Here is a 21678-nt window from a genome sequence, read left to right on the forward strand (position 1 = left end):
TCACGTGCGGCGCAGCCGCTCTTTACGTAACTGCGCAACCTCGGCAAGCTCGAGGGGAGCGAGAGTGGTGCCCAAGGCACGCTCCAACAAGTAGTCCGCCAATTCCGGGTTCCGGGCGAGTACCGGGCCGTGCATGTACGTGCCGATCACAGAACCCTGCACGACGCCTTCGCGTCCGTCGCCGACACCGTTGCCGACACCGTTGCCGACACCGTGGGTGACCTTGGCCAACGGCGACGCATCCAGGCCGAGAGTCGTTCCGCCGCGGTGGTTCTCGAAACCGGTGAGCTTCTGAGTGAGTCCTTCGAGCGCGGGTTCGGTGACGACTTCACCGATCGAACGCGTCGCCTGCGGTGCGGTGGTGACGTCGAAGAGCGAGATGCCGTCGACGCGTTCGCCTGCGGAGGTCTCGTACCAGTGGCCGAGGACCTGGATCGCGGCGCAGATGGCCAGCACGGGCGCTCCGCGAGCAGCGGCGTTCTGTAGTCCGGGGTATCGGGTGAGGTGACGCGTCGCCAGGCGCTGCGCCGAATCCTCGGCTCCACCAAGGGTGTACACGTCGAGTGAATCGGGAACCGGATCGCTGAGGGTGATCTGCACGACCTCGGCGTCGATGTCTCGCATCCGAAGCCGCTGCCGCAGAATGAGCGCGTTGCCGTTGTCGCCATAGGTGCCCATCACGTCGGGCAGGACCAGACCGATGCGGACGGTGGACTCAGACATCTTTCACCTCACGTGCCAGCGCGCGCCCGAGATCGCGGAACGCGGTGTAGTTGGCGAGCACTTCGACGCGGCCCGGCGGACAGGACGCGATGGCCTGCAACGGATCTGCGATGGTGGTGTGCTGCGAACCCGCGTAGAGCAGGCGAACTCCGAGGTCGGTTGCACGTTCGCCGGCGGCGACGACGGCCACGTTCTCGAAATGCTCGAAGCGGACGTCCCACAACCACGACAGGTCTTCGCCGTCGGGAACCTGACCGTTGACGGCGATGACGAGCCCGTCGCAGGTGGGGTCGATCATCGACAGCGCCTCCTGCCAGCCGGCAGGGTTTTTCGCGAGAAGCATTCTGACGGAATGAGATCCGTACTGGATGGTGGAGTAGCGTCCGGCTACTTCGTCGACGCTCGACGCGGCGGCGACGGCACCTTCCGCGCTCGCGCCGAGGGTCACTGCGGCGGCCACGGCCTGAGCTGCGTTGCCGCGGTTGGCTTTACCTGGCAGTGACAACGTCATCGGCAGGACGAGTCCGTCGGGCCCGTAGAGATTCTCGTCGTCGAGCCACCAGTCCGGCGTCGGGCGCTTGAAGTCGCTGCCGGTGCTGTACCAGTGCTCGCCCTCCCACAGGATGGGTTCGCCCGTGCGCGGGCAGCTGACCGAATCGCCGGCCCATCCGCCGCCGGCCGCGACCCAGACGACGTTCGGTGCGTCGAATGCTGCCGACGTGACGAGGACGTCGTCGCAGTTGGCGATGACGACGGTCTCGGGATGCCGGGCCAGTCCGGCGCGCAGCTTGCGTTCGATCATGTTGATCTCGCCCACGCGGTCGAGCTGATCGCGACTGAGGTTGAGCAACACGATAGCCGCCGGTTCCACCTCGTCGGAGACATGGGGGACGTGCAGTTCGTCGACCTCGAGAGCAGCCAGTTCGGCATCGAAGTGAGCGTGCAGGGCCGCGACGATGCCGGCATCCATGTTCGCGCCGTCGGCCTGGGTGGCGACGTCACCGAGGGTGGCAAGGGCAGCGGCCGTCATACGCGTGGTGGTGGATTTGCCGTTGGTGCCGGTGACGATGACGGTTCGTCGTCCGTGACCGAGCCCGCCGAGGATGTTCGGATCGATCTTCAGGGCGACGAGTCCGCCGATCATCGAGCCCTTGCCCCGACCCGCCTTGCGAGACGCCCAGGTCGCCAGCTCCGCCGCGCGCAGTGCCACACGGCCACGTGCACCGATACGTCTGCGCTCACCCACTTCAACCATCCGCCGAGTCTGGCACAGAAGAGCGTGCAGTTTCACGTCGGCGGTTTCTACCCCTCGGTCATTCCGCAGGCTCCACTCCCGCTACCCCCGGGTCGTTCCGCAGGCTCCACTCCCGCGACCCCCGGGTCGTTCCGCAGGCTCCACTCCCGCCCTATTGGGTCATTCCGCAGGCTCCACTCCCGCCTCTCACACCGGTGCTTTCTCCCGAACTTCGACCGACCGTCGCACGGCCATGCCGCCGAGGCATCCGCTGATCACGACGACGCCACCGATCAGTGCGAGCACGGACGGGTTCTCGCCCAGGAATATCCAGGCACCGGCGATCCCGACGACGGGAACCATCAGCGAGAACGGCGCGACCAGTCCGGCGGGGTTGCGGCTCATCAGGATGCTCCAGAGACCGCTGCCGATGATGGTGGCGGGAATCACGATGTAGGCCAACGCGACCAACCCTGGCCAGCCTTGCGGACCGAACGACTCCGTCAGCGCATGCCAGCCGGTGCTCGGGCCCTCGAAGATCGCGGACAGCGCCAGCATCGGCAGCGGCGGAACGACGGTCATCCACAGCATCAGCGTCATCGGCGAATCGGACTTGGCGAGTCGGTTTCCCAGATTGCCGAACGCCCAGCCGAGGCCGGCGAGGAGGGTGAGGATCACCGGAAGCAGGGAGGCGTTCTGAGCGCGGTCCCATCCGATCAGGACCATGCCGAGGACGGCGACCGCGATGCCGATCGCCTGTCTGCGAGAGACGTGTTCGCGCAGCAGAACAGCGCCGAGCACAACGGTGAACGGGGCGGACGACTGCAGCACGAGTGACGCCAATCCGGTGGGCATGCCTGCTGCCATCGCCGCGAACAGGAAGGCGAATTGCAGAAATCCGAACCCGGAGCCGTAGAGCAGCAACCACTTCAGCGGCACTTTCGGCCTCGGGACGAACAGGACGACCGGGATGGCGATGACCAGGAAGCGCAATGCGCCGAAGAAGAACGGCGGAAAATGATCGAGTCCGACGCGAATGGCGAGGAAGTTCAGTCCCCACAGCACGGCGACGGTCAATCCGAGGAGGCGGTCGCGAGTGGTCATGGCGTCCATCGTGTCCGCTGCGAATGATCAGCACAATCGAATATATCCGCATCAACAGTTAAGATTTACTGCATGAACGTGGAGCGGCTGCGGATCCTTGCGGAACTCGCCGACCGTGGAACTGGCGCAGCGGTGGCCGACGCGATGTCGATGACCCCCTCGGCGGTATCCCAGCAACTCAAGCTGCTGGCCAGGGAAGCGGGTGTGACGCTCCTCGAACCGGACGGTCGCCGGCTCCGACTGACCGACGCGGGACGTGCTCTGGTGCTGCGTACCGACGAGGTGCTCGCTGCGGTCAGCCGCGCTAGAGCCGAGATGGATCGGTACCGTGCGTCCCCGCGGGGACGCGTCCGAGTCGCGTTGTTCCCGTCCGGTGCTGCCCTGCTGCTGCCCGGGGTGCTGACGCGGTTGGGTAACTCGGACGTCGACATCGAGGCACGCGACGAGGACCTTCCTGCATCCTCGGTGCCGGAACTGTTGGCCGACTACGACGTGGTGCTCACCCACCGCGACGAGCGAGCCCCGTCGACCGCAGGCCCGCGCATCGAAGTGACGACCTTGATGCGTGAGCCGATCGATCTGGTGCTCCCGCCCGGTCATGGTTTGGCGCAACACGAATCGATAGACCTCAGGGATCTGGTCGACGAACGATGGATCAGTGTTCGCGGCGGATTCCCGGTCGACGACGTGCTGCTCTCGGTAGCCGCGGCCACCGGCGTCGAACCCCGAGTGGCTCAGCGCGTGAACGATTTTCGCGTCACCGAGGTGTTGGTGGCGGCCGGTCACGGCGTGGCACTGATGCCGCGGTACGCCGTGGTGCATCCCGGTCTGGTGCGTCGAGAGTTATCGGGTGTTCGGGCCGGGCGCATCTACGAACTTGCGACCAGGCCCGACGCTCGACGCCTACCGGCGATCGCGGCCGTGCTCGACGCGTTCCGGGCGGAGGCAGACCTCAGGACAGAGCTTTGGCCTTCAGCGTCCTGAACTCGTCCTGATCGATGGTTCCGTTGTCCAGCAACGTCTTTGCGTGTGCGATCTCCTCCGATGCGGACCGACCGGCCACTTCTTTGATGTAGTTCTCCTGCTGGTCCTTGGCGTGCTGCAGGGCGGCAACCTGACGCTCGGCCATGTTGCCGCCGTTCACGATGAGGTAGATCAGCGCGGTGAAGAACGGCGCGATGATGAGGAAGAGCACCCACGCGGCTTTCACGAGCCCGGATGCTTTGTGGTTTCGGAAGAGGTCTCCGATGATCGACAGCATCACCATGAGGTAAGCCACGAATGCGAAACCGACGATGAGAAGCCAGAGAAAATCCCAGAAAGAATCCATGGCGAACTTCCATTCCCTAAAGTGCCCCGACGGCAGGTTCATTGTCGCACGCGGCGTACCAGCTGAGCGTCGATAGACAGCGAAAAGCCGCCCATTCGTGATGATATGGGCGGCTTTTCGTCGAGCAGAGAATCTATTTCAGTGCGCGGTTCACAGCCGACACCACGGCACGCAGTGACGCGGTGGTGATCGACGTCGCGATGCCGACGCCCCAGACGGTGGTGGCGACACCGGCAGGAGAGGTGACCGAGGCCTCGACGTAGGCCGCGGCCTGGGCGTCGTCGCCGGCGGACATGGCGTGCTCGGAGTAGTCGAGGACGCTGACGTCGTATCCGATGGTGGACAGTGCGTCGACGAACGAGGCGAGGGGGCCGTTGCCGGATCCGGAGATCTCCTGCTCCACGCCGTCGACCTTGACCGTCGCGGTGATCGTGTCGGTGCCACCGTCGTGCTCGGCCGCGATGACCGACTGCTTGATGCGCTCGAGGGGGCGGATCGGGGTCAGGTACTCCTCGGCGAAGACGTCCCACATCTCCTTGGGCGAGACCTCGCCGCCCTCACCGTCGGTGATGCGCTGGACGGCCTGGGAGAACTCGATCTGGAGTCGACGCGGCAGGTTCAGGCCGTGATCGGACTTCATGATGTACGCGACGCCGCCCTTGCCGGACTGCGAGTTGACGCGAATGACGGCCTCGTAGGTGCGACCGACGTCCTTCGGGTCGACGGGCAGATACGGGACCTGCCAGGTGACGTCTCCGATGTCCGAACCCTGTTCGTCCGCAGTGACTTTCATCGCGTCCAGGCCCTTGTTGATGGCGTCCTGGTGGCTGCCGGAGAAGGCGGTGTAGACCAAGTCGCCGCCGTAGGGGTGACGCTCGGCGACGGGAAGTTGGTTGCAGTACTCCACGGTTCGACGGACCTCGTCGATGTTGGAGAAGTCGATCTGCGGATCGACACCGCGGGTGAACAGGTTCAACCCGAGCGTGACCAGGCAGACGTTGCCGGTGCGCTCGCCGTTGCCGAACAGGCAGCCCTCGATGCGATCCGCACCGGCCTGGTAGCCGAGTTCTGCTGCGGCAACACCGGTTCCGCGGTCGTTGTGCGGGTGCAGTGACAGTACGATGCTGTCGCGCCGATCGAGGTTGCGGCTCATCCACTCGATCGAGTCGGCATAGACGTTGGGTGTCGCCATCTCGACTGTCGCAGGCAGATTCAGGATCAGCGGCTTGGCGGGAGTGGGATCGATGATCGCGGTGACCGCGTCGCACACCTCTTTGGCGTAGGACAGTTCGGTGCCGGTGTAGGACTCGGGGGAGTACTCGTAGCGCCAGTCGGTATCGGGGAACTTGGCTGCTTCTTCGAGGACCTTGCGGGCACCGTCGGTGGCGATCTTCTTGATGACGTCACGCTCGGCCCGGAACACCACTCGGCGCTGCAGGATGGACGTCGAGTTGTAGAAGTGCACGATGACGCTGCGGGCACCCTCGCACGCGACGAAGGTGCGCTCGATCAGCTCGGGACGGCACTGCGTCAGCACCTGGATGGTGACGTCGTCGGGGATCGCGCCGTCCTCGATGATCTCGCGGACGAAGTCGAAGTCGGTCTGACTGGCCGACGGGAAGCCGACCTCGATCTGCTTGTAGCCCATGCGAACCAGCAGGTCGAACATGCGGCGCTTGCGGGCCGGGCTCATCGGATCGATCAGCGCCTGGTTGCCGTCGCGCAGATCGACGGCGCACCACTGCGGGGTGCGGTCGATGATCTTGTCCGGCCACGTGCGGTCGGGAAGGGTGACGTGCTCGACCTCCTCGGCGAACGGCCGGTAACGGTAGGTCGGCATCGAGGAGTTCTTCTGGGTGTTCCAGGCGGGCTGGTCGCTTGGTGCGGGCCGCGAGGGCGGGGTGATGGTGCGAGTTCCCGAGGTGAATGCGTCGGCTGGTGACATGGTCTTCGTCTCTCCGTACAGATCAGAGCAATGTGTTCGACCGGCGCAACGAACCCCGCGACGGGAAGCCAGTCTGGTCTCAGACCCCGTCGCGGCTGTTAAGAAGGAGAGCTCGCAGCATGGGCTGAGTGTACTACCGCGCGCCGACCGCCTACCCCAGGGTTGACGAGTGGAATTCTGCAGTTGCTGCATCGACTCTGCGTTGCCAGTGCCCGATGTCATTCATTCGTCCGACGGCGGTGATCGTCCAGCAGTGCGCGAGGAGTTCGTACCCGAGGCGATCGACCTCGGCATGCTGCGACCACACCCGATGAGCCCACCGCCGATCGTTGTGTGCGGCCTCGGCACCGGCCAACGCGGACCCGACCAGCTCGAACTGGACGTCGCGCCGGGCGGTGAGAGCGCTCGATCCGGCCACGTCCTCGGTGCGCAACACCGTCAGCAGATCGGCGCTGAGCGTCAGGACTCGGCCGTCGGACCACTGCAATGCGCGCCTGAACGCCCCGGGAAGCAGCAGCCACAGCGCAGCGAAGGCCAGAGCGACGCCCACCGTGGTTTCCACGATCCGGTCCACGACGATGTCCTCCAGCACAGCTCCCGGATGTGTCAGTGTCCCCATCAGCAGGGCGAGCGGAGTGATGAACGTGACGGCCAACCCGTAGTTGCGCGCCACCGACACCTCGATCGCGAACTGCAACACCATCAACACCACGATGACGGCCAGACCGGTCAGCGGCGAGAGGAAGATGGCGGAGAACAGGGCCACCCCCGCGAGGGTTCCGCCGAGCCGCTGCAGGCCGCGATAGGTGCCGTGCACCCGGTCGGGACCCTGTTGCAGCACCAGGACGGCACCGAGGATCGCCCAGTCCGGTCGGCTCAGATCCAGCGCGACGCTGATCCCGCCTGCCGCCGCTGCCGCGCAGAAGACCCTGATCGCCGTGGACGATGCGTGTGAATCCCGGTGCAGCGAGCGCCGCAACCGGTAGGCGATGCTCGGCCTCGCCAGCGGCAGCTGATCCGGCACCGAGTCGACTGCCTGGTCGGCATCCATGCCTCGAGAGGTAGTGGCCGCGAACGCCCGATGGGCGTCGAACAGCCTCTGCACCAGCACCGGCCTCGACGACAACCGTGCAGCACCGGCGTCGTACACGGCGGCCCAGGCTGCGTGCAGACGCGCGGCCGCGACGTGACGATCGGCGGCAGACGGCGTCGGCGAGCTCGTGTATTTCTCGATCGCGCCCACCGCGGCTCCGACGGCCTCGCGCTCGGGTCCTCGCGGATCCCACAGCACCCCGGACATCGACACCAGCAGCGCCGACGCGACGCCGATCGCCGCGCAGACCGCTCCGTGAACGGCGCCGATGCCGGCCCCGGGGATGTACGACGACACCGCGCACACCAGCACGAAGAAGAACGCACCCGGCGGTCCGAGTCGCAGCGCAGCGATGACGTAGACCGCCACGAGAGCCAGGAGCGAGAGCAGGGTCACCGGGATCATCTGCGCCCATCCGGTACTCCCGAGATCGAGCGCCACCTGCCCGGCCGTCGCCCCGAGCCACACCGACGCCACCAGTGCGCCGCCCGCGGTCAGGACGACCCACCAACGCGAACGATAGGGACGCCCCTCGCCGTAGATGACGGCGAAACTGCCCGAGACCACCAGCAGGGCCTCGGTGTGGAACCCGAGAACCCACGCCGCGATCGCGGGGATACCGAACGCCAGAGCCGAGCGCAGTCCACCCGGCCAGCGACGGCCGACGGCAGGGAGCCCGAAGAGCACCCGCAGACCTCGTGGGGGTGGGGGTGGGCGGTGCTCGGGAAGGGTCACCCGAACATGTTAGGTCAGGTGTATGCAGGCGAACCGCCCTAAAGTCCCAGCTCGGAGCTACCCGGGCCACTGCTCGGGGCATTCGCTCGGTAGGGTTACCCCGGAACAATCGCCCGATTGTCGGCTATCCAGCGGAGGTAAACAGGCGTGGCTCTCATCGTCCAGAAGTACGGTGGATCGTCGGTGGGAACCGCCGAACGTATCCGACGCGTCGCTGAACGAATCGTCGAGACCAAGAAGGCAGGCAACGACGTCGTCGTGGTCGTGTCGGCCATGGGCGACACCACCGACGAACTACTCGACCTGGCCCAGCAGGTGTGCCCGGCCCCGCCGGCCCGCGAGATGGACATGCTGCTCACCTCGGGTGAACGCATCTCCAACGCGCTGGTCGCGATGGCCATCCACTCGCTCGGTGCCGAGGCCCGGTCGTTCACCGGCTCCCAGGCAGGCGTCGTCACCACCAGCGTGCACGGCAACGCCAAGATCATCGACGTCACCCCCGGTCGCGTGCGCAGCGCCCTCGACGAGGGTTCGATCGTGCTCGTCGCCGGATTCCAGGGCGTCAGCCAGGACAGCAAGGACGTCACGACGCTCGGTCGCGGTGGGTCCGACACCACCGCCGTCGCGCTCGCCGCGGCCCTGAACGCCGACGTCTGCGAGATCTACACCGACGTCGACGGCATCTTCACCGCTGATCCGCGCATCGTGCCCAACGCCCGGCACCTCGACACCGTCTCGTTCGAGGAGATGCTGGAGATGGCTGCCTGCGGTGCCAAGGTGCTCATGCTGCGCTGCGTCGAATACGCGCGTCGCTACAACGTTCCTGTTCACGTGCGCTCGTCGTACACCACGAAACCCGGAACGATCGTCTCCGGATCTATGGAGGACATTCCAGTGGAAGAAGCAATTCTCACCGGCGTCGCACACGATCGCAGCGAGGCGAAGGTCACCGTCGTCGGCTTGCCCGACACCCCCGGCTACGCCGCCAAAGTGTTTCGCGCCGTGGCAGATTCCGAGATCAACATCGACATGGTGTTGCAGAACGTGTCCAAGATCGACACCGGCAAGACCGACATCACCTTCACCTGCCCCAAGGCCGACGGCCCGACGGCAGTGGAGAAGCTCACCAAGCTCCAGGCCGAGATCGGCTTCGCTCAGGTGCTCTACGACGACCACATCGGCAAGGTCTCCCTCGTCGGTGCGGGCATGAAGAGCCACCCCGGCGTCACCGCGACGTTCTGTGAGGCCCTCGCCGACGCCGGCATCAACATCGACCTGATCAGCACCTCGGAGATCCGCATCTCGGTGCTGTGCAGTGACACTCAGCTCGACGAAGCAGTACGCGCGCTGCACGCCGCCTTCGATCTGGGCGGCGACGAAGAAGCCGTCGTACACGCAGGAACAGGACGATAGACGATGACCACAGTTGCAGTCGTAGGAGCCACCGGCCAGGTCGGTGCCGTCATGCGAACCCTGTTGGAGGAGCGCAACTTCCCCGCCGACACCGTTCGATTCTTCGCCTCCGCGCGCTCGGCGGGAAAGAAGCTGCCGTTCCGCGGCGAGGAGATCGTCGTCGAGGACGCCTCCACCGCAGACCTCGCCGGAATCGACATCGCGCTGTTCTCCGCGGGTGCGACGCTCTCACGTGAGCAGGCACCGCGTTTCGCCGCAGCAGGTGCCACCGTCATCGACAACTCCTCGGCGTTCCGCAAGGACTCGGACGTGCCGCTGGTGGTCAGTGAGGTCAACCCCGAGGACGCGAAGAATCCGCCGCGCGGCATCATCGCCAACCCCAATTGCACCACCATGGCCGCAATGCCGGTGCTCAAGGTGCTGCACGACGAAGCAGGCCTGCAGCGCCTGATCGTCTCGAGCTACCAGGCCGTGTCCGGCAGCGGACTCGCCGGTGTGGAAGAACTCGCCACCCAGGCGCGCGCCGTCATCGGCGACGTCGAAAAGCTGGTGCACGACGGTTCGTCGGTGGATTTCCCGGCCCCGAACAAGTACGTCGCGCCCATCGCCTTCAACGTCCTGCCGCTGGCCGGTGCGTTGGTGGACGACGGATCCGGCGAAACCGACGAGGACCAGAAGCTGCGCAACGAATCGCGCAAGATCCTCGGCCTGCCGGACCTGCTGGTCAGCGGCACCTGCGTCCGCGTGCCCGTGTTCACCGGTCACTCGCTGTCGATCAATGCCGAATTCGCCAACCCGCTCTCGGTGGAACGCGCTCGTGAGCTGCTCGCCTCCGCCCCGGGCGTCTCTCTGGTCGACGTGCCGACGCCGTTGCAGGCCGCAGGCGCGGACGATTCCCTCGTCGGCCGGATCCGCCAGGACCCGGGTGTTCCCGAGGGCCGCGGATTGGCACTGTTCGTCTCGGGCGACAACCTGCGTAAGGGCGCGGCGCTCAACACGATTCAGATCGCCGAGCTGCTGGTCTGACGCCGTGCGCGTTGTGCGTCCCCAGGGGTACGCACAACGCGCACGACGATCAGTTCAGGCGGTGACCCTCGGCGGAGGCGTCGAAGATGTGTGCGTGCGCGTCGTCGATACGGACGTGGACGCGGTCACCCTTCTCGGGTGGGCTGCGCCAATCGGCCCGTGCGACGATGGTCTCGGTGCGGCCGTTGATGTCCGCACGGCCGAACACGAAGGCCTCGGAGCCGAGTTCCTCGACCACGTCGATCTCCAGAGCGATTCCGCTGCTCGCGATCTCGATGTGCTCGGGCCTGATGCCGAACATCACCTCGGTGGCCGAGCCGAGAGTTTGTCGCGGCACCGGTATCACCTGATCGGCCAGGCGAACGCCGCCGTCGGTGACCGGGACGCGGAACAGATTCATCGACGGTGAGCCCATGAACCCGGCGACGAACGCATTGACCGGCTTCCGGTACAGCTCGCGCGGGGTGGCGCACTGCTGCAGCACACCACCTTTCAGGACGGCGACGCGATCGCCCATCGTCATGGCCTCGACCTGATCGTGGGTGACGTAGACCGTCGTCGTCCCGAGCCGGCGCTGCAACTGCGCGATCTGGGTGCGCGTCTGGACTCGCAGTTTGGCGTCGAGATTGCTCAGGGGCTCGTCCATCAGGAACACCTGGGGTTGGCGAACGATGGCGCGGCCCATGGCAACTCGCTGCCGCTGCCCGCCGGAGAGCGCCTTGGGCTTGCGATCGAGATACGGCTCGAGGTCGAGTAGCTTCGCGGCCTCCTCGACGCGAGTGCGAATGTCGTCCTTGTTCGCCTTTGCCAACTTCAGAGCGAAGCCCATGTTCTCCGCGACGGTCATGTGCGGATACAGCGCATAGTTCTGGAACACCATCGCGATGTCGCGATCCTTGGGTTCGGAGTGGGTGACGTCCTTGCCGCCGATGAGGATGCGACCGGAATTGACCTCTTCGAGCCCCGCGAGCATCCGCAGCGACGTCGACTTTCCGCAACCCGACGGGCCGACCAGAACGAGGAATTCACCGTCCTCGATGTGCAGGTCGAGCTCGTCCACCGCGGGGGCGTCTGAGCCCGGAAACAGCCTGGTGGTGCGCTCGAAAGTAATCGTTGCCATGACAGATAGATCCCTCCACCGGCAGGAACGTGCCGGACGATCCGAGTGTGGGGTGACGGCGGGAGCCGACGGGCACATAGTATGGCCCCAATCACAACAAGGAGAGAGGTGGCTCGGTGAGCGGATCTGTGTCCAGGCGAACCGCCCTTCGAGGGCTCGCCGTCGCCGCAGTAGCCGCTGGTGCCGCTGCACTCCCGGTGGCGTCGACGACGCGCCGCGCGATGGCCGACGACTTCCTTCGTGGCCAGAGCCCCCTGCTGTTCCACTCACCGCCCCTCACGCCGTTCCGGGACGAGCTGCCCAGGTTGCCGCTGATCAGCGGTACCGAGGTGACGTTGGACGCGCACAGCTCCACCCACGTGTTCCACGCCGATCTGCGACCCGCGCCCACCTTCGGATACGGCCAGTGCGACTACCTCGGACCGACCATCGAGTCGCAGACCGGCCAGCCCTGGACACTGAAGTACTCCAACACAACCGCAGGCAACCCGCTCGCCGCCGACATCGACACCTCGCTGCACGGCATGAGCGAGATGGACCGCACGATGACACCGACGGCGCTGCACTTGCACGGTGCCGTCACCGAACCGGCGAGCGACGGTCACTCCGAGATGCTGGTGCGCCCGGGGGAGTCGATGACGCACAACTTCTCGGGGCTCAACGACGCCGCGGGACTCTGGTACCACGATCACGCCATGTCGATGACGCGCATCAACGTGTACGCGGGCCTGCTCGGCATGAACCTCGTGCGGGACCGTTGGGACACCGGTACGTCCGACAATGTGCTGGGTCTGCCGTCGGGTGAGTTCGAACTGCCGTTGGTGCTGCAGGAAAAGATCATGAACCCCGACGGCAGCATGAGTATCCGTTCCAACATCACTGTGCCGCAGGGTAAATGGGAGGGCGGCGGCACCGGAGACGTGGGCGTCGTCAACGGCAAGATCTGGCCGACGATGGAAGTCGCCAGGGGAATGTACCGACTGCGCGTCGTCAACGCAGGGTCGTACAGCGTGTGGAACCTGTTCTTCACCAACAGACTTCGATTCTGGGTCATCGGGAACGACGGGGGATTGCTCGACGCTCCGGTGGAAGCCACCAGCATCCGACTCGCCCCGGCCGAGCGCGCCGACATCCTCGTCGATTTCGGTGCCGTGGAGCCGGGCGCACTGATCGAGCTGCTCAACGACGAGCCACCACCCGCTCAGGCGGCATCGCTCGGTGCGGTCCCGATGCCGATGTTCTGCCAGTTCCGCGTCGCGTCCGCGGCGGGGTTCCGGGGCGGCATGCCGACGCTGCTGCGCGGTGGCAAGGGGCAGCCGGATGTGTTGCCGCCGTTGCCGACCGCGACATTCACGCGAACGGTCACCGTCAACCAGCCGTCCGGTGGGCTCAACCTGGACATGACGCTGATGAACCTGAACAACCTGAGGTACTCGGACCCGGACATCGAGATGCCCAAGCAGGGGACCGTGGAGATGTGGAACATCGTCAACACGACGGTTGAGCCGCACCCGATTCACCTGCACCTGGCCCACTTCCGGACGCTGGGACGCATCCCGATCGACCTCGCCGCCTACCAACGTGATTTCCCCAGGCCCGCATTCGGTACCCGATGGGCTCCGCCGGTGGAGAAGTTCCTCACCGGTCCGTCGGTGCCCCCGGCGGCGTGGGAAGCCGGGTGGAAGGACACCGTCAACACCTACCCGGGCACCGTCACGCAGATCCTCGTTGGATTCCCGACGGCCGACGAGCTCGGCTTCGACCCCGACGCCACCTTCGCCGGGCCGGCCGCGCACCACGGCGGCGAGCACGGTGGACACGACATGGGTGGGGGCGGCGAACTGCAGGGGTACATGTGGCACTGCCACATGCTCGATCACGAGGACCACGAAATGATGCTCAGGTACCGCACCGTCGCTCCGTGACAAAGCTTGTCGGTGGGTGGGTATAGCTTTCGTGGTGTGAAGACATGGGGGGATGTGTTCGGGCTCGGCGACCAGGATTTGGTCTCCGAGCTCGCTGGCGTGTCCTCCCTCGAAAACGAGCTCGCTGCAACGCGATTGACGCTGCTGGCGGAAATGGACCGCCGCGGTCTGGCCATGAAACTCGGCTACTCGTCGGTGACCCGGTGGTACGCGCGATCGGTGCGCATCACCGACGGGTCCGCGGCCCGTCAGATGGAGCTGGGGCAGTGGCTCACCGACCGGCCCAGCGTGTTGGGTGCCCTTGCAGGTGGTGACATCCACGCCGCGCACGCCTCGGCGATCGCCGACGGCTACGCCACCGTGGTGGTCGCCGACCCCACCCTCGACGAACAACGCCGCGACGCTGTCGTAGCCGAACTGCTCGAAACCGCCATGCGCAGCACCGCCGGACAGGTCGCCTCCCGCGCGCAGGCACTGGCGCATTCCGCGGCCGAGGACGCCAGAGCCCGCCACGAGCAGGCCGAGAAGCAACGACAAGAACAGGAGCGGAAACAGGAGCGGGAGCAAGAGCGGGACCGTGCGAGCCGAGCTGACGCGGGTGACGCAGCTGGCTCGGGCGAGCTCGAACCTGCTCGGCCCGATCCTGTTCCAGCTGGACCGCCGCCGATACCGGTGTCGGAGAACCCGGAGTTGAACCGTTTCGATGTTCACCCGCTTGCCAGTGGCCGCTTCCAGATGGGCGGCAACGTCGACCGACTCCTCGCCGAGAAGCTGCTCACCGCACTGTCGGCGTTGACCGCGCCGCAGCCCGGCCCCGGTGGTGAACGCGATCTACGTGGTCCGTCGAAGCGGCGGGCCGATGCACTCGATCGGATCCTCGACCGGCACCTGAGCGGTGGTGGCCGCGGATCGGCGGGCGGGTCGCGGGCATCGGTGCACCTGATCGTCCCGCTGCGGGACCTGCTCGCCGACCGCGGACACACGCAATCGAACAGGCCAACAACGGGTTCGACGGCATCCGGTGCAGGCGGCCACTCACAACCAAGAGATACCGAGGGCGGTCCCGATCGTGGCAACGGTCGTCGCGTCAGCGGGAACCGTGCTGATGCCGATGCCAGTTCACGGACCGGTGATACCGAGGGCGATCCCGATCGTGGCAACGGTCGTCGCGTCAGCGGGAACCGTACTGGTGCCGGCGACGACTCAAGGGCCGGCAATACCGACGCGGGTCCCGATCGTGGAACCGGTCGTCGCGTCAGCGGGAACCTTGCTGGCATCGGTGACAGTTCACGGACCGGTGATGCTGGCGGCGGTCCCCACGTCAGCGAAAGCAGTGCTGGTGCCGACGACAGTTCACGGACCGGCGATGCCGACACGGGTCCCGACGATGCTGATGGCGGTCACGACGTCGGGAGCGGTGCCGGCGACGGTTCACCGACCGGTGATCCCCGCGGCGATCGCGTCGGTCCCAGCACTGGTGCCGGTGACCATTGCGGGCAGAAGTCTGCACCCGAGCCCGGTGACGCCGACTGGCCGTTCCACTTCGACTGGACCGGGCCGATGAGCCGCGCCTTCGCCGAACTTCTCACCTGCGACGCCGACCTCACCCCGGTCATCGTCGACCACCACGGCGTCCCGCTCGCCCTCGGCCGCACCACCAGACTCGCCAGCGACGACCAACGCATCGCCCTGACCATCCGCGACCGATGCTGCGTGATGTGCGGCCGCCCCGCACAGTGGTGCCAAGCCCACCACGTGACATTCTGGGAACACGGCGGCCGCACCGACCTGAACAACCTCGCGCTGGTCTGCGGAGAATGCCACCGCCTCGTCCACCACGGCGACTGGCAACTGCTCATGGGCGACGACGGACACCCCTACGCCATCCCACCCGAATCCATCGACCCCACACGACAACCCATCCCCAGCTACCACCGCCGAAAACGTCGCGCAGCCTGACAACACATCAGTCGCGCCACTCGGCCGCCCAAGCCATTCCCTCTCTCGAAGCCGTGCGCCAGCCGCGCGGCATTCGGCGCGGCTTCGGCGGGCTGGCCCCTGCGCGCACGGTGCTGTCGATCAGCGCTGACGGGCCAGGCACCTCACACATCAGCAGTTTTCCTGCCCGCCCGAGGTTTTCCGACTCGAAGTCGAGTACCGACCCTTCCACGGCCGCAGCAACCACCGCGATCGGAGAGGGCATCGGTGCACCCTTGACCTGCTTCACCGACGACCGGCTGGCTTTCAACACTCGGTAGGCATCCATGTGGACCAGGTCGCTGGCGGCACCGGCAGTGGACTATCCGTCGCGCAGCGGTCGACGGCCGGTGTCCGAGGGAGCTACGAGACCGCGATAGTGCGTGGCGATCTCGCCCGGTGTGGTGAACCAGACGCCGTCGCTGTTGTCGAGCATGTGCTGCAGGGCGGACCGGAACCGGCGAAGTCGGTAAGGCTGTCCGGTGAGAAACGTGTGCAGAGAGATGGCGAGCACTACGGGTTGGTGCTCCGAATTCTCCTTCAGTTCGTCGAAACTGTCGATTATGTTGCGCTCGAACGTCGCTGCGGTCTGGTGATGGTGAACGAACACCGGAAGGTCGTTCACCTCGTGCGGGTACGGAACGCTGAGCAACGGGCCACCGCGGGTCCTCAGCCAGACCGGCTGATCATCGATGGGCCAGTCCAAGGTGTATTCGTAGCCACGTTCGGCGAGCAGGTCCTCGGTCACTCGGCTGGGGTTGGCGCCGGGGCTCATCCAACCCCGAGGCGGTGCTCCCTCGTGGCGCTCGATGGCGGTCGTCACCTCGTCGATCGAGCGTCGTTCGGCTTCCTCGTCTTGATCGTTCGGTTGCACGGCGTTCGTTCGTCCGTGCGCGACGACCTCCGCATCGAGGGCGCGGAAGGCGTCGACCAGCTGCGGAGCATGCTCGTACACCTCGGTATTGACGAGCAATGTCGGGCGAAAACCGCTCTGCTGCAACGTCTCCGCGATCCGGAACCCGCCCACCCGGTTGCCGTACTCGCGCCAACCCCAGTTGTAAGTGTTCGGCTGGTCCATCCCGGGTGTGTAGCCCAGCCCTGGCCCTCCGTCGTCGTACGGGAAGTGCTCGCAGTTGACTGCCACGTACACCGCGAGGCGCGCCCCACCCGGCCACTCGAACTGTGGGCGATCGCCGATGGGGGAGTAGTCGAAGCGGCCATGAGAAGCGAGGGGCATGGCGACGGAATTGCCCATGGTCGATCAGCGCAAACTGTGGTGCCAGCTTGTCTGCGGTCGCCGAGTCGGATCCACTGCTGCAGTCGGCTGAGGTGAACGCGTGGATTACCACGACTGCGCATGCGGCCCCACGAACACCGACGGTCGAGATTGTCATCGGCCCTCTTTTGCCTGATTCGACGCAGCATTCGCGTGGCTACAGCATGTCGAACCGACCTGATCGTAGAGCCGAGACAGTGGAAATGGTTTGGAAAGCGGTGCGCGCAGTCCAGTCGACTTTCCGATCAACCGGTGAGATCGAGACCGACTGCTTCCCGAAGCAAACTTAAAGTCAGGCTGGACTGTTTGTTGATTTAGCGCTACTGTGCCAAGTGTGACTACCGACACAGGGCTCGACGACTCAGCGCCCACCGAGCGCCGAACGCAGGCCGAACGCACTGCGGGCACCCGGGCGATGCTGCTCGACGCCGCGATCGATTGTCTGGTCGAACTGGGCTTCGCCAAGACCAGCACCCAGGAGATCGCGCGGCGTGCCGGTGTCTCGCGGGGAGCGCAGCTGCACCACTTCCCGACCAAGGAGTCCTTGCTGATCGCGGCCGTCGAGCACCTCGTCGATCGTCGTCTCTCGGAGATCCTCGAAGCCGAACCGGACCCCGAGCGAGGACCCGAGATCCTCGCCGACGCATTCTCCGGGCCCCTGTTCTACGCCGCGCTCGAGCTCTGGGTGGCTGCCCGTACCGACCCGGCGCTGCACGAGGCGATGATCCCCTTGGAGCGGCGCGTCGCCGAGGCCATTCAGGGCGGTGCCCAGATCGTCATGGGTAGCCGGATGTCCCCCGAATCCATCGAGCTCAGTGTCGAACTCGCCCGCGGACTGGCCGTCTCGGCGCTGTTCCGCACTCCCGAAGCCGACGCGCTGCTGCGCGGGCGGCTCCTTCCCGTCTGGTCCGAAAAGGTGATGGATTCGTGAACGCAACTCTCCCCGAACAGCTCGACGTGCTGGTGGTCGGAGCCGGCTTCGCAGGCCTGGCCGCGGTGGCGAAGATTCTCGCCGCCGACCCGACCGCCGACGTGACCGTCATCGAGCGCGCGTCCGACGTGGGTGGCACGTGGCGAGACAACACCTACCCGGGGTGTGCATGCGACGTGCCGACCTCGCTGTACTCGTTCTCGTTCGCCCCGAGCCCCAAGTGGAGTCACACCTTCGCGCGTCAGCCCGAATTGTTCGACTACCTGCGTTCGGTGGTGGATCGTCTGGACCTGAACGATCGCATCGTCACGAACTGTGAGTTGCAGTCCGCGACCTGGGACGAGGTGAACAAGCGTTGGTCGGTGCAGACGTCGCAGGGTTCGGCGAGCGCGCGTGTTCTGGTTGCCGCCACCGGCGCGTTGTCCACTCCGAAGATCCCGGACGTCCCCGGCATCGACACGTTCTCGGGCACCGTGTTCCATTCTGCGACCTGGAATCACGAGCACGACCTCACCGGCGAGCGGGTCGCCGTGATCGGCACCGGGGCGTCTGCGGTGCAGTTCGTCCCCGAGATAGTCGACCGGGCCGAGCGGCTCACCGTCTTCCAGCGCACCCCCGCGTGGGTGATTCCGCGCCTGGACCGCACCATCGGCCGGCTCGAGCGCACGCTGTACGAGCGAATCCCTCTGGCGCACCGCGCGGTTCGCGGTGTCATCTACGGCTACCGCGAGGCCTACGTGACCGTGCTGGCGGACAACCCGTGGCTGCTGCCCGCGGTGAAGGTGTTCGCGAAATCGAATCTGAAGCGCCAGGTCAAGAACCCGGTGAAACGTGCGGCGCTGACTCCCGACTACGCGCCCGGCTGCAAAAGGCTTCTGCTGTCCAATGATTGGCTGCCGACACTGGACCGGCCGGACGTCGATCTCGTCACGTCGGGGCTGACGTCGGTGACCGAGAACGGCGTCGTCGACGCCTCGGGCCGCAACCACGAGGTGGACACCATCATCTTCGCGACGGGGTTCACCCCCACCGAGCCGCCGGTGTCGCATCTGCTGCGCGGCAACGACGGTCGGACGCTCGCGGAGCACTGGGGCGGTAGCCCGCAGGCGCATCTCGGCACCACCGTCGCCGGCTTCCCGAACCTGTTCCTGATGTACGGCCCCAACACCAACCTCGGGCACAGTTCCATCGTCTACATGCTCGAGTCGCAGGCCAACTACGTGGTGTCCGCGCTGCACGCGATGAAGGATCGCAGGATCGCGGCCGTGGAGGTCAACGAATCCGCTCAGCGGCAACACAATTCGTGGGTCGATTCCGCGCTCGACGGCACCGTGTGGAATGCCGGCGGGTGCTCGAGCTGGTACCTCGACGCCAACGGCCGCAATTCCACGATGTGGCCCACCTACACATTCCGGTTCCGCAACAAGACGCGCGAGTTCGACGTGCCGAATTATCGGCTCGTCTCCGACGCTCTCGACTCAGACAACGAGGTGGTATCCGCATGAGCGACTACGACGTATTGATCATCGGCTCCGGTTTCGGCGGCAGTGTCGCCGCGTTGCGGGCGGTCGAGAAGGGGTACCGGGTGGCGGTTCTCGAGTCCGGTCGACGGTTCGAGGACGACGAGCTGCCGAAGACCAGCTGGCGGCTGCGCAAGTATCTGTGGGCTCCGGCGTTGGGTTGCTATGGGGTGCAACGTATCCACCTGCTGCCCGATGTACTGGTGATGGCAGGGGCAGGCGTCGGCGGAGGTTCGCTGAACTACGCGAACACCCTGTATCAACCCCCGGCGAAGTTCTTCGAGGACCCGCAGTGGGGTTCGATCACCGATTGGCAGCGCGAGCTGAATCCGTACTACGACCAGGCCCGGAGGATGCTCGGCGTCGAGACCAACCCGACCATCACCGCCTCGGACAAGGTGATGAAAGAGGTGGCCGAGGACATGGGGGTGGGGGACACGTTCACCTCGACCCCGGTGGGCGTCTACTTCGGAGATCGCGGCCGCACCGCGCCCGACCCGTTCTTCGGCGGTGCCGGGCCCGAGCGCACCGGCTGCACCGAATGCGGAGCGTGCATGACCGGCTGCCGCGTCGGCGCGAAGAACACCCTCGTCAAGAACTACCTGTACCTCGCCGAACACGCAGGCGCGCATGTTCTTCCGTTGACCACTGTCGTGGACGTGCGGCCGAACGGCGCGGGCTACGACGTGGTGACGCGTCGGACCGGTGGCAAGCTGCGTCGCAAGGAGAAGACGATCACCGCCGATCAGGTCATCTTTTCGGCCGGCACCTACGGCACCCAGAAGCTGATGCTCGCGGCCAAGGAGAAGGGCTCGCTCCCGCGGTTGTCGGACAAGATCGGCTCGCTGGTGCGCACCAACTCCGAGGCCGTGCTCGCCGCGACCGCTCGCGGCCGTGAGGTCGACTACCACGAGGGCGTGGCCATCACGTCGTCGTTCCACCCGGACGATCACACGCACATCGAACCGGTGCGATACGGCAAGGGCAGCAACGCAATCGGCCTACTGCAGACCGTGCTCAGCGACGGCGGCGGCAAGATGCCGCGCGTGCTCAAGACGCTCGGCGTCGCACTCCGTCACCCCGGCGCTGCGGTACGGAGCCTGTCGGTGCATCGTTGGTCGGAGCGAACCGTCATCGCGTTGGTGATGCAGACCGACGACAACTCGCTCGAGCTCGGATCCAAGAAGGGGCCGTTCGGGCGTCGCCTCACCAGCAGGCCCGGCGCGGGTGATCCACCGCCGCAGTGGATTCCGCAGGGGCACGAGGCAATTCGTCTGCTCGCGGACAAGATCGGCGGTGACCCGGGCGGGTCGATCGCCGAGATCGTCAACATTCCGATGACCGCGCACTTCCTCGGTGGCTGCGCGATCGGCGACTCGCCGCAGACCGGCGTGATCGACGGTTACCAGCGCGTCTACGGCTACGAGGGGCTGCACGTGCTCGACGGTTCGGCCGTCAGCGCCAACCTCGGCGTCAATCCGTCCCTGACGATCACCGCCCAGGCCGAGCGAGCAATGGCGTTGTGGCCCAACAAGGGTGAGCCCGACCGGCGACCCGCGGTGGGCTCTGGCTATCAGGAGATCGCACCCACTCAGCCCGTGCAGCCGGTGGTGCCGGTGTCGGCACCGGGCGCCCTGCGGCTTCCACTGACCGTCGTGGGGAGGGATTCCTGATGTGGAGTGTCACCGAATCCGATACCGATCGCACCGACTGGCCGGTCAGTCCGGCAGCGCCGTGGCCGGCGAACGTGCGAGCCACGATCTGGTGGCATCGGGCCCGCTCGTCGGACTTCGCACCTGTCGGTGCCAAGACGTTGCCGATCACGATGGCGATGGTCGTCGACTACGTCACCTCACCGGTCGGCCCGTACCGCGAGATCCTGGCGAGCCCGGTGCTGCGCCGCGACGTCGGACGCGTTCCGCGGATGGCGGTGCCGTTCATCGCCGTCGATTCCGCGACATCTGTCCACGGCGGCCGGACCAACTGGCACCTGCCCAAGGTGCTGGCCGAGTTCGAGGGTGACGTGCTGGGCGAGGCCGGGGCGAGCGGCGACGAATGGTCGGTGCGGACGACGTCCCGCGCCGTGGGACCGCAGTTCCCGATGCTCGGCTCCCTCGGTTTCGCGCAGCCCGTGTCCGGCGGCTCGGCCATCGCCACCGCGAGCCTGAAGGGCAAAGCCAGGTTGGCCCGCGTCGAGGTGGACGCGAAGGGCCCGACGCTGAGTCGCTGGATGCCGTCGGGCACGTATTTCGGCTTGCAGATCGTGACCGGTTCGATGCGGACGGGTGAAGCGCGCCTGGTCGGCCAGCCCTGAACCCTTTTTCTT

At 66.2% G+C, this 21678-nt stretch carries 18 protein-coding genes; 9 read left to right on the plus strand and 9 right to left on the minus strand.

Translation table 11 applies throughout. The annotated features are described in order from the left end of the window. From CH256_RS22135 to CH256_RS22145, 3 genes are all read right to left on the minus strand, one after another. A complete protein-coding gene (locus CH256_RS22135) occupies positions 1–723 on the minus strand; it encodes a type 1 glutamine amidotransferase (RefSeq protein ID WP_094670565.1) in 723 nt (240 codons plus the stop codon). Further along, positions 716–1978, minus strand: coding sequence for a Mur ligase family protein (locus CH256_RS22140; RefSeq protein ID WP_094670599.1), 1263 nt, complete (start codon positions 1976–1978; stop codon positions 716–718). The genes CH256_RS22135 and CH256_RS22140 overlap by 8 nt, the downstream gene beginning before the upstream one ends. 186 nt (positions 1979–2164) lie before the next feature. After that, positions 2165–3061 (minus strand): EamA family transporter, encoded by an 897-nt coding sequence (locus CH256_RS22145; protein ID WP_094670600.1) that lies wholly within the window; start codon positions 3059–3061, stop codon positions 2165–2167. 72 nt (positions 3062–3133) lie between these two features. On the opposite strand from CH256_RS22145, the gene CH256_RS22150 reads away from it, so the two are divergent. Then, positions 3134–4045, plus strand: a complete 912-nt coding sequence (locus tag CH256_RS22150; RefSeq protein ID WP_094670566.1) for a LysR family transcriptional regulator — start codon at positions 3134–3136, stop codon at positions 4043–4045. Here CH256_RS22150 and CH256_RS22155 read toward each other — a convergent pair. The 3 genes from CH256_RS22155 to CH256_RS22165 all read right to left on the minus strand — a co-directional run bounded on the left by CH256_RS22155 (position 4014) and on the right by CH256_RS22165 (position 8164). After that, positions 4014–4391: an SHOCT domain-containing protein gene (locus CH256_RS22155; RefSeq protein WP_094638721.1), complete on the minus strand. Its 378-nt coding sequence runs from the start codon at positions 4389–4391 to the stop codon at positions 4014–4016. The two genes, CH256_RS22150 and CH256_RS22155, sit on opposite strands and share 32 nt — an antisense overlap. 133 nt (positions 4392–4524) lie before the next feature. After that, on the minus strand, positions 4525–6336 hold the full coding sequence (leuA, locus tag CH256_RS22160; RefSeq protein WP_068053950.1) for a 2-isopropylmalate synthase: 1812 nt from the start codon (positions 6334–6336) through the stop codon (positions 4525–4527). Between the two features lie 151 nt (positions 6337–6487). Beyond that, positions 6488–8164: an FUSC family protein gene (locus tag CH256_RS22165; protein WP_143536644.1), complete on the minus strand. Its 1677-nt coding sequence runs from the start codon at positions 8162–8164 to the stop codon at positions 6488–6490. A gap of 147 nt (positions 8165–8311) precedes the next feature. Here CH256_RS22165 and CH256_RS22170 point away from each other — a divergent pair, with 147 nt between their 5' ends. Continuing rightward, complete coding sequence (locus tag CH256_RS22170) at positions 8312–9577, plus strand: aspartate kinase (protein ID WP_032395287.1); 1266 nt, start codon at positions 8312–8314, stop codon at positions 9575–9577. A 3-nt stretch (positions 9578–9580) separates the two neighbouring features. Beyond that, positions 9581–10603 (plus strand): aspartate-semialdehyde dehydrogenase, encoded by a 1023-nt coding sequence (locus CH256_RS22175; protein ID WP_068054019.1) that lies wholly within the window; start codon positions 9581–9583, stop codon positions 10601–10603. Positions 10604–10652: 49 nt separating this feature from the next. Here the strand turns inward: CH256_RS22175 and CH256_RS22180 are convergent, their stop codons facing one another. Beyond that, on the minus strand, positions 10653–11723 hold the full coding sequence (locus tag CH256_RS22180) for an ABC transporter ATP-binding protein (RefSeq protein ID WP_094670568.1): 1071 nt from the start codon (positions 11721–11723) through the stop codon (positions 10653–10655). Positions 11724–11839: 116 nt separating this feature from the next. Between CH256_RS22180 and CH256_RS22185 the strand changes: the two genes are divergently transcribed. Together CH256_RS22185 and CH256_RS28730 are read left to right on the plus strand one after the other, a co-directional pair. Then, positions 11840–13648 (plus strand): multicopper oxidase family protein, encoded by a 1809-nt coding sequence (locus CH256_RS22185; RefSeq protein WP_094670569.1) that lies wholly within the window; start codon positions 11840–11842, stop codon positions 13646–13648. 36 nt (positions 13649–13684) lie between these two features. Further along, positions 13685–15607 carry a DUF222 domain-containing protein gene (locus tag CH256_RS28730; protein ID WP_256989512.1) on the plus strand — a complete coding sequence of 641 codons (1923 nt, stop codon included), beginning with the start codon at positions 13685–13687 and terminating at the stop codon, positions 15605–15607. Positions 15608–15614: 7 nt separating this feature from the next. Here the strand turns inward: CH256_RS28730 and CH256_RS22200 are convergent, their stop codons facing one another. Both CH256_RS22200 and CH256_RS22205 read right to left on the minus strand, forming a co-directional pair. Beyond that, entirely contained in the window at positions 15615–15914 is a 300-nt protein-coding gene (locus CH256_RS22200) for a hypothetical protein (protein WP_094670570.1), read from the minus strand. Between the two features lie 33 nt (positions 15915–15947). Next, positions 15948–16880 (minus strand): polysaccharide deacetylase family protein, encoded by a 933-nt coding sequence (locus tag CH256_RS22205; protein WP_256989513.1) that lies wholly within the window; start codon positions 16878–16880, stop codon positions 15948–15950. A 346-nt stretch (positions 16881–17226) separates the two neighbouring features. Between CH256_RS22205 and CH256_RS22210 the strand changes: the two genes are divergently transcribed. From CH256_RS22210 to CH256_RS22225, 4 genes are read left to right on the plus strand one after another with little or no spacing between them, the layout of a single operon-like run. Next, complete coding sequence (locus tag CH256_RS22210) at positions 17227–17832, plus strand: TetR/AcrR family transcriptional regulator (protein ID WP_373454858.1); 606 nt, start codon at positions 17227–17229, stop codon at positions 17830–17832. Beyond that, positions 17829–19337 (plus strand): flavin-containing monooxygenase, encoded by a 1509-nt coding sequence (locus CH256_RS22215; protein WP_068054035.1) that lies wholly within the window; start codon positions 17829–17831, stop codon positions 19335–19337. The genes CH256_RS22210 and CH256_RS22215 overlap by 4 nt, the downstream gene beginning before the upstream one ends. Then, positions 19334–21025: a GMC oxidoreductase gene (locus CH256_RS22220; protein WP_068054039.1), complete on the plus strand. Its 1692-nt coding sequence runs from the start codon at positions 19334–19336 to the stop codon at positions 21023–21025. Before CH256_RS22215 ends, CH256_RS22220 begins: the two co-directional genes overlap by 4 nt. Continuing rightward, complete coding sequence (locus CH256_RS22225; protein ID WP_094638708.1) at positions 21025–21666, plus strand: acetoacetate decarboxylase family protein; 642 nt, start codon at positions 21025–21027, stop codon at positions 21664–21666. The genes CH256_RS22220 and CH256_RS22225 overlap by 1 nt, the downstream gene beginning before the upstream one ends. The last annotated feature ends 12 nt before the right edge of the window (positions 21667–21678 follow it).

The sequence above is a fragment of the Rhodococcus sp. 05-2254-6 genome (assembly GCF_002258565.1).
Lineage (GTDB): Bacteria > Actinomycetota > Actinomycetes > Mycobacteriales > Mycobacteriaceae > Rhodococcoides.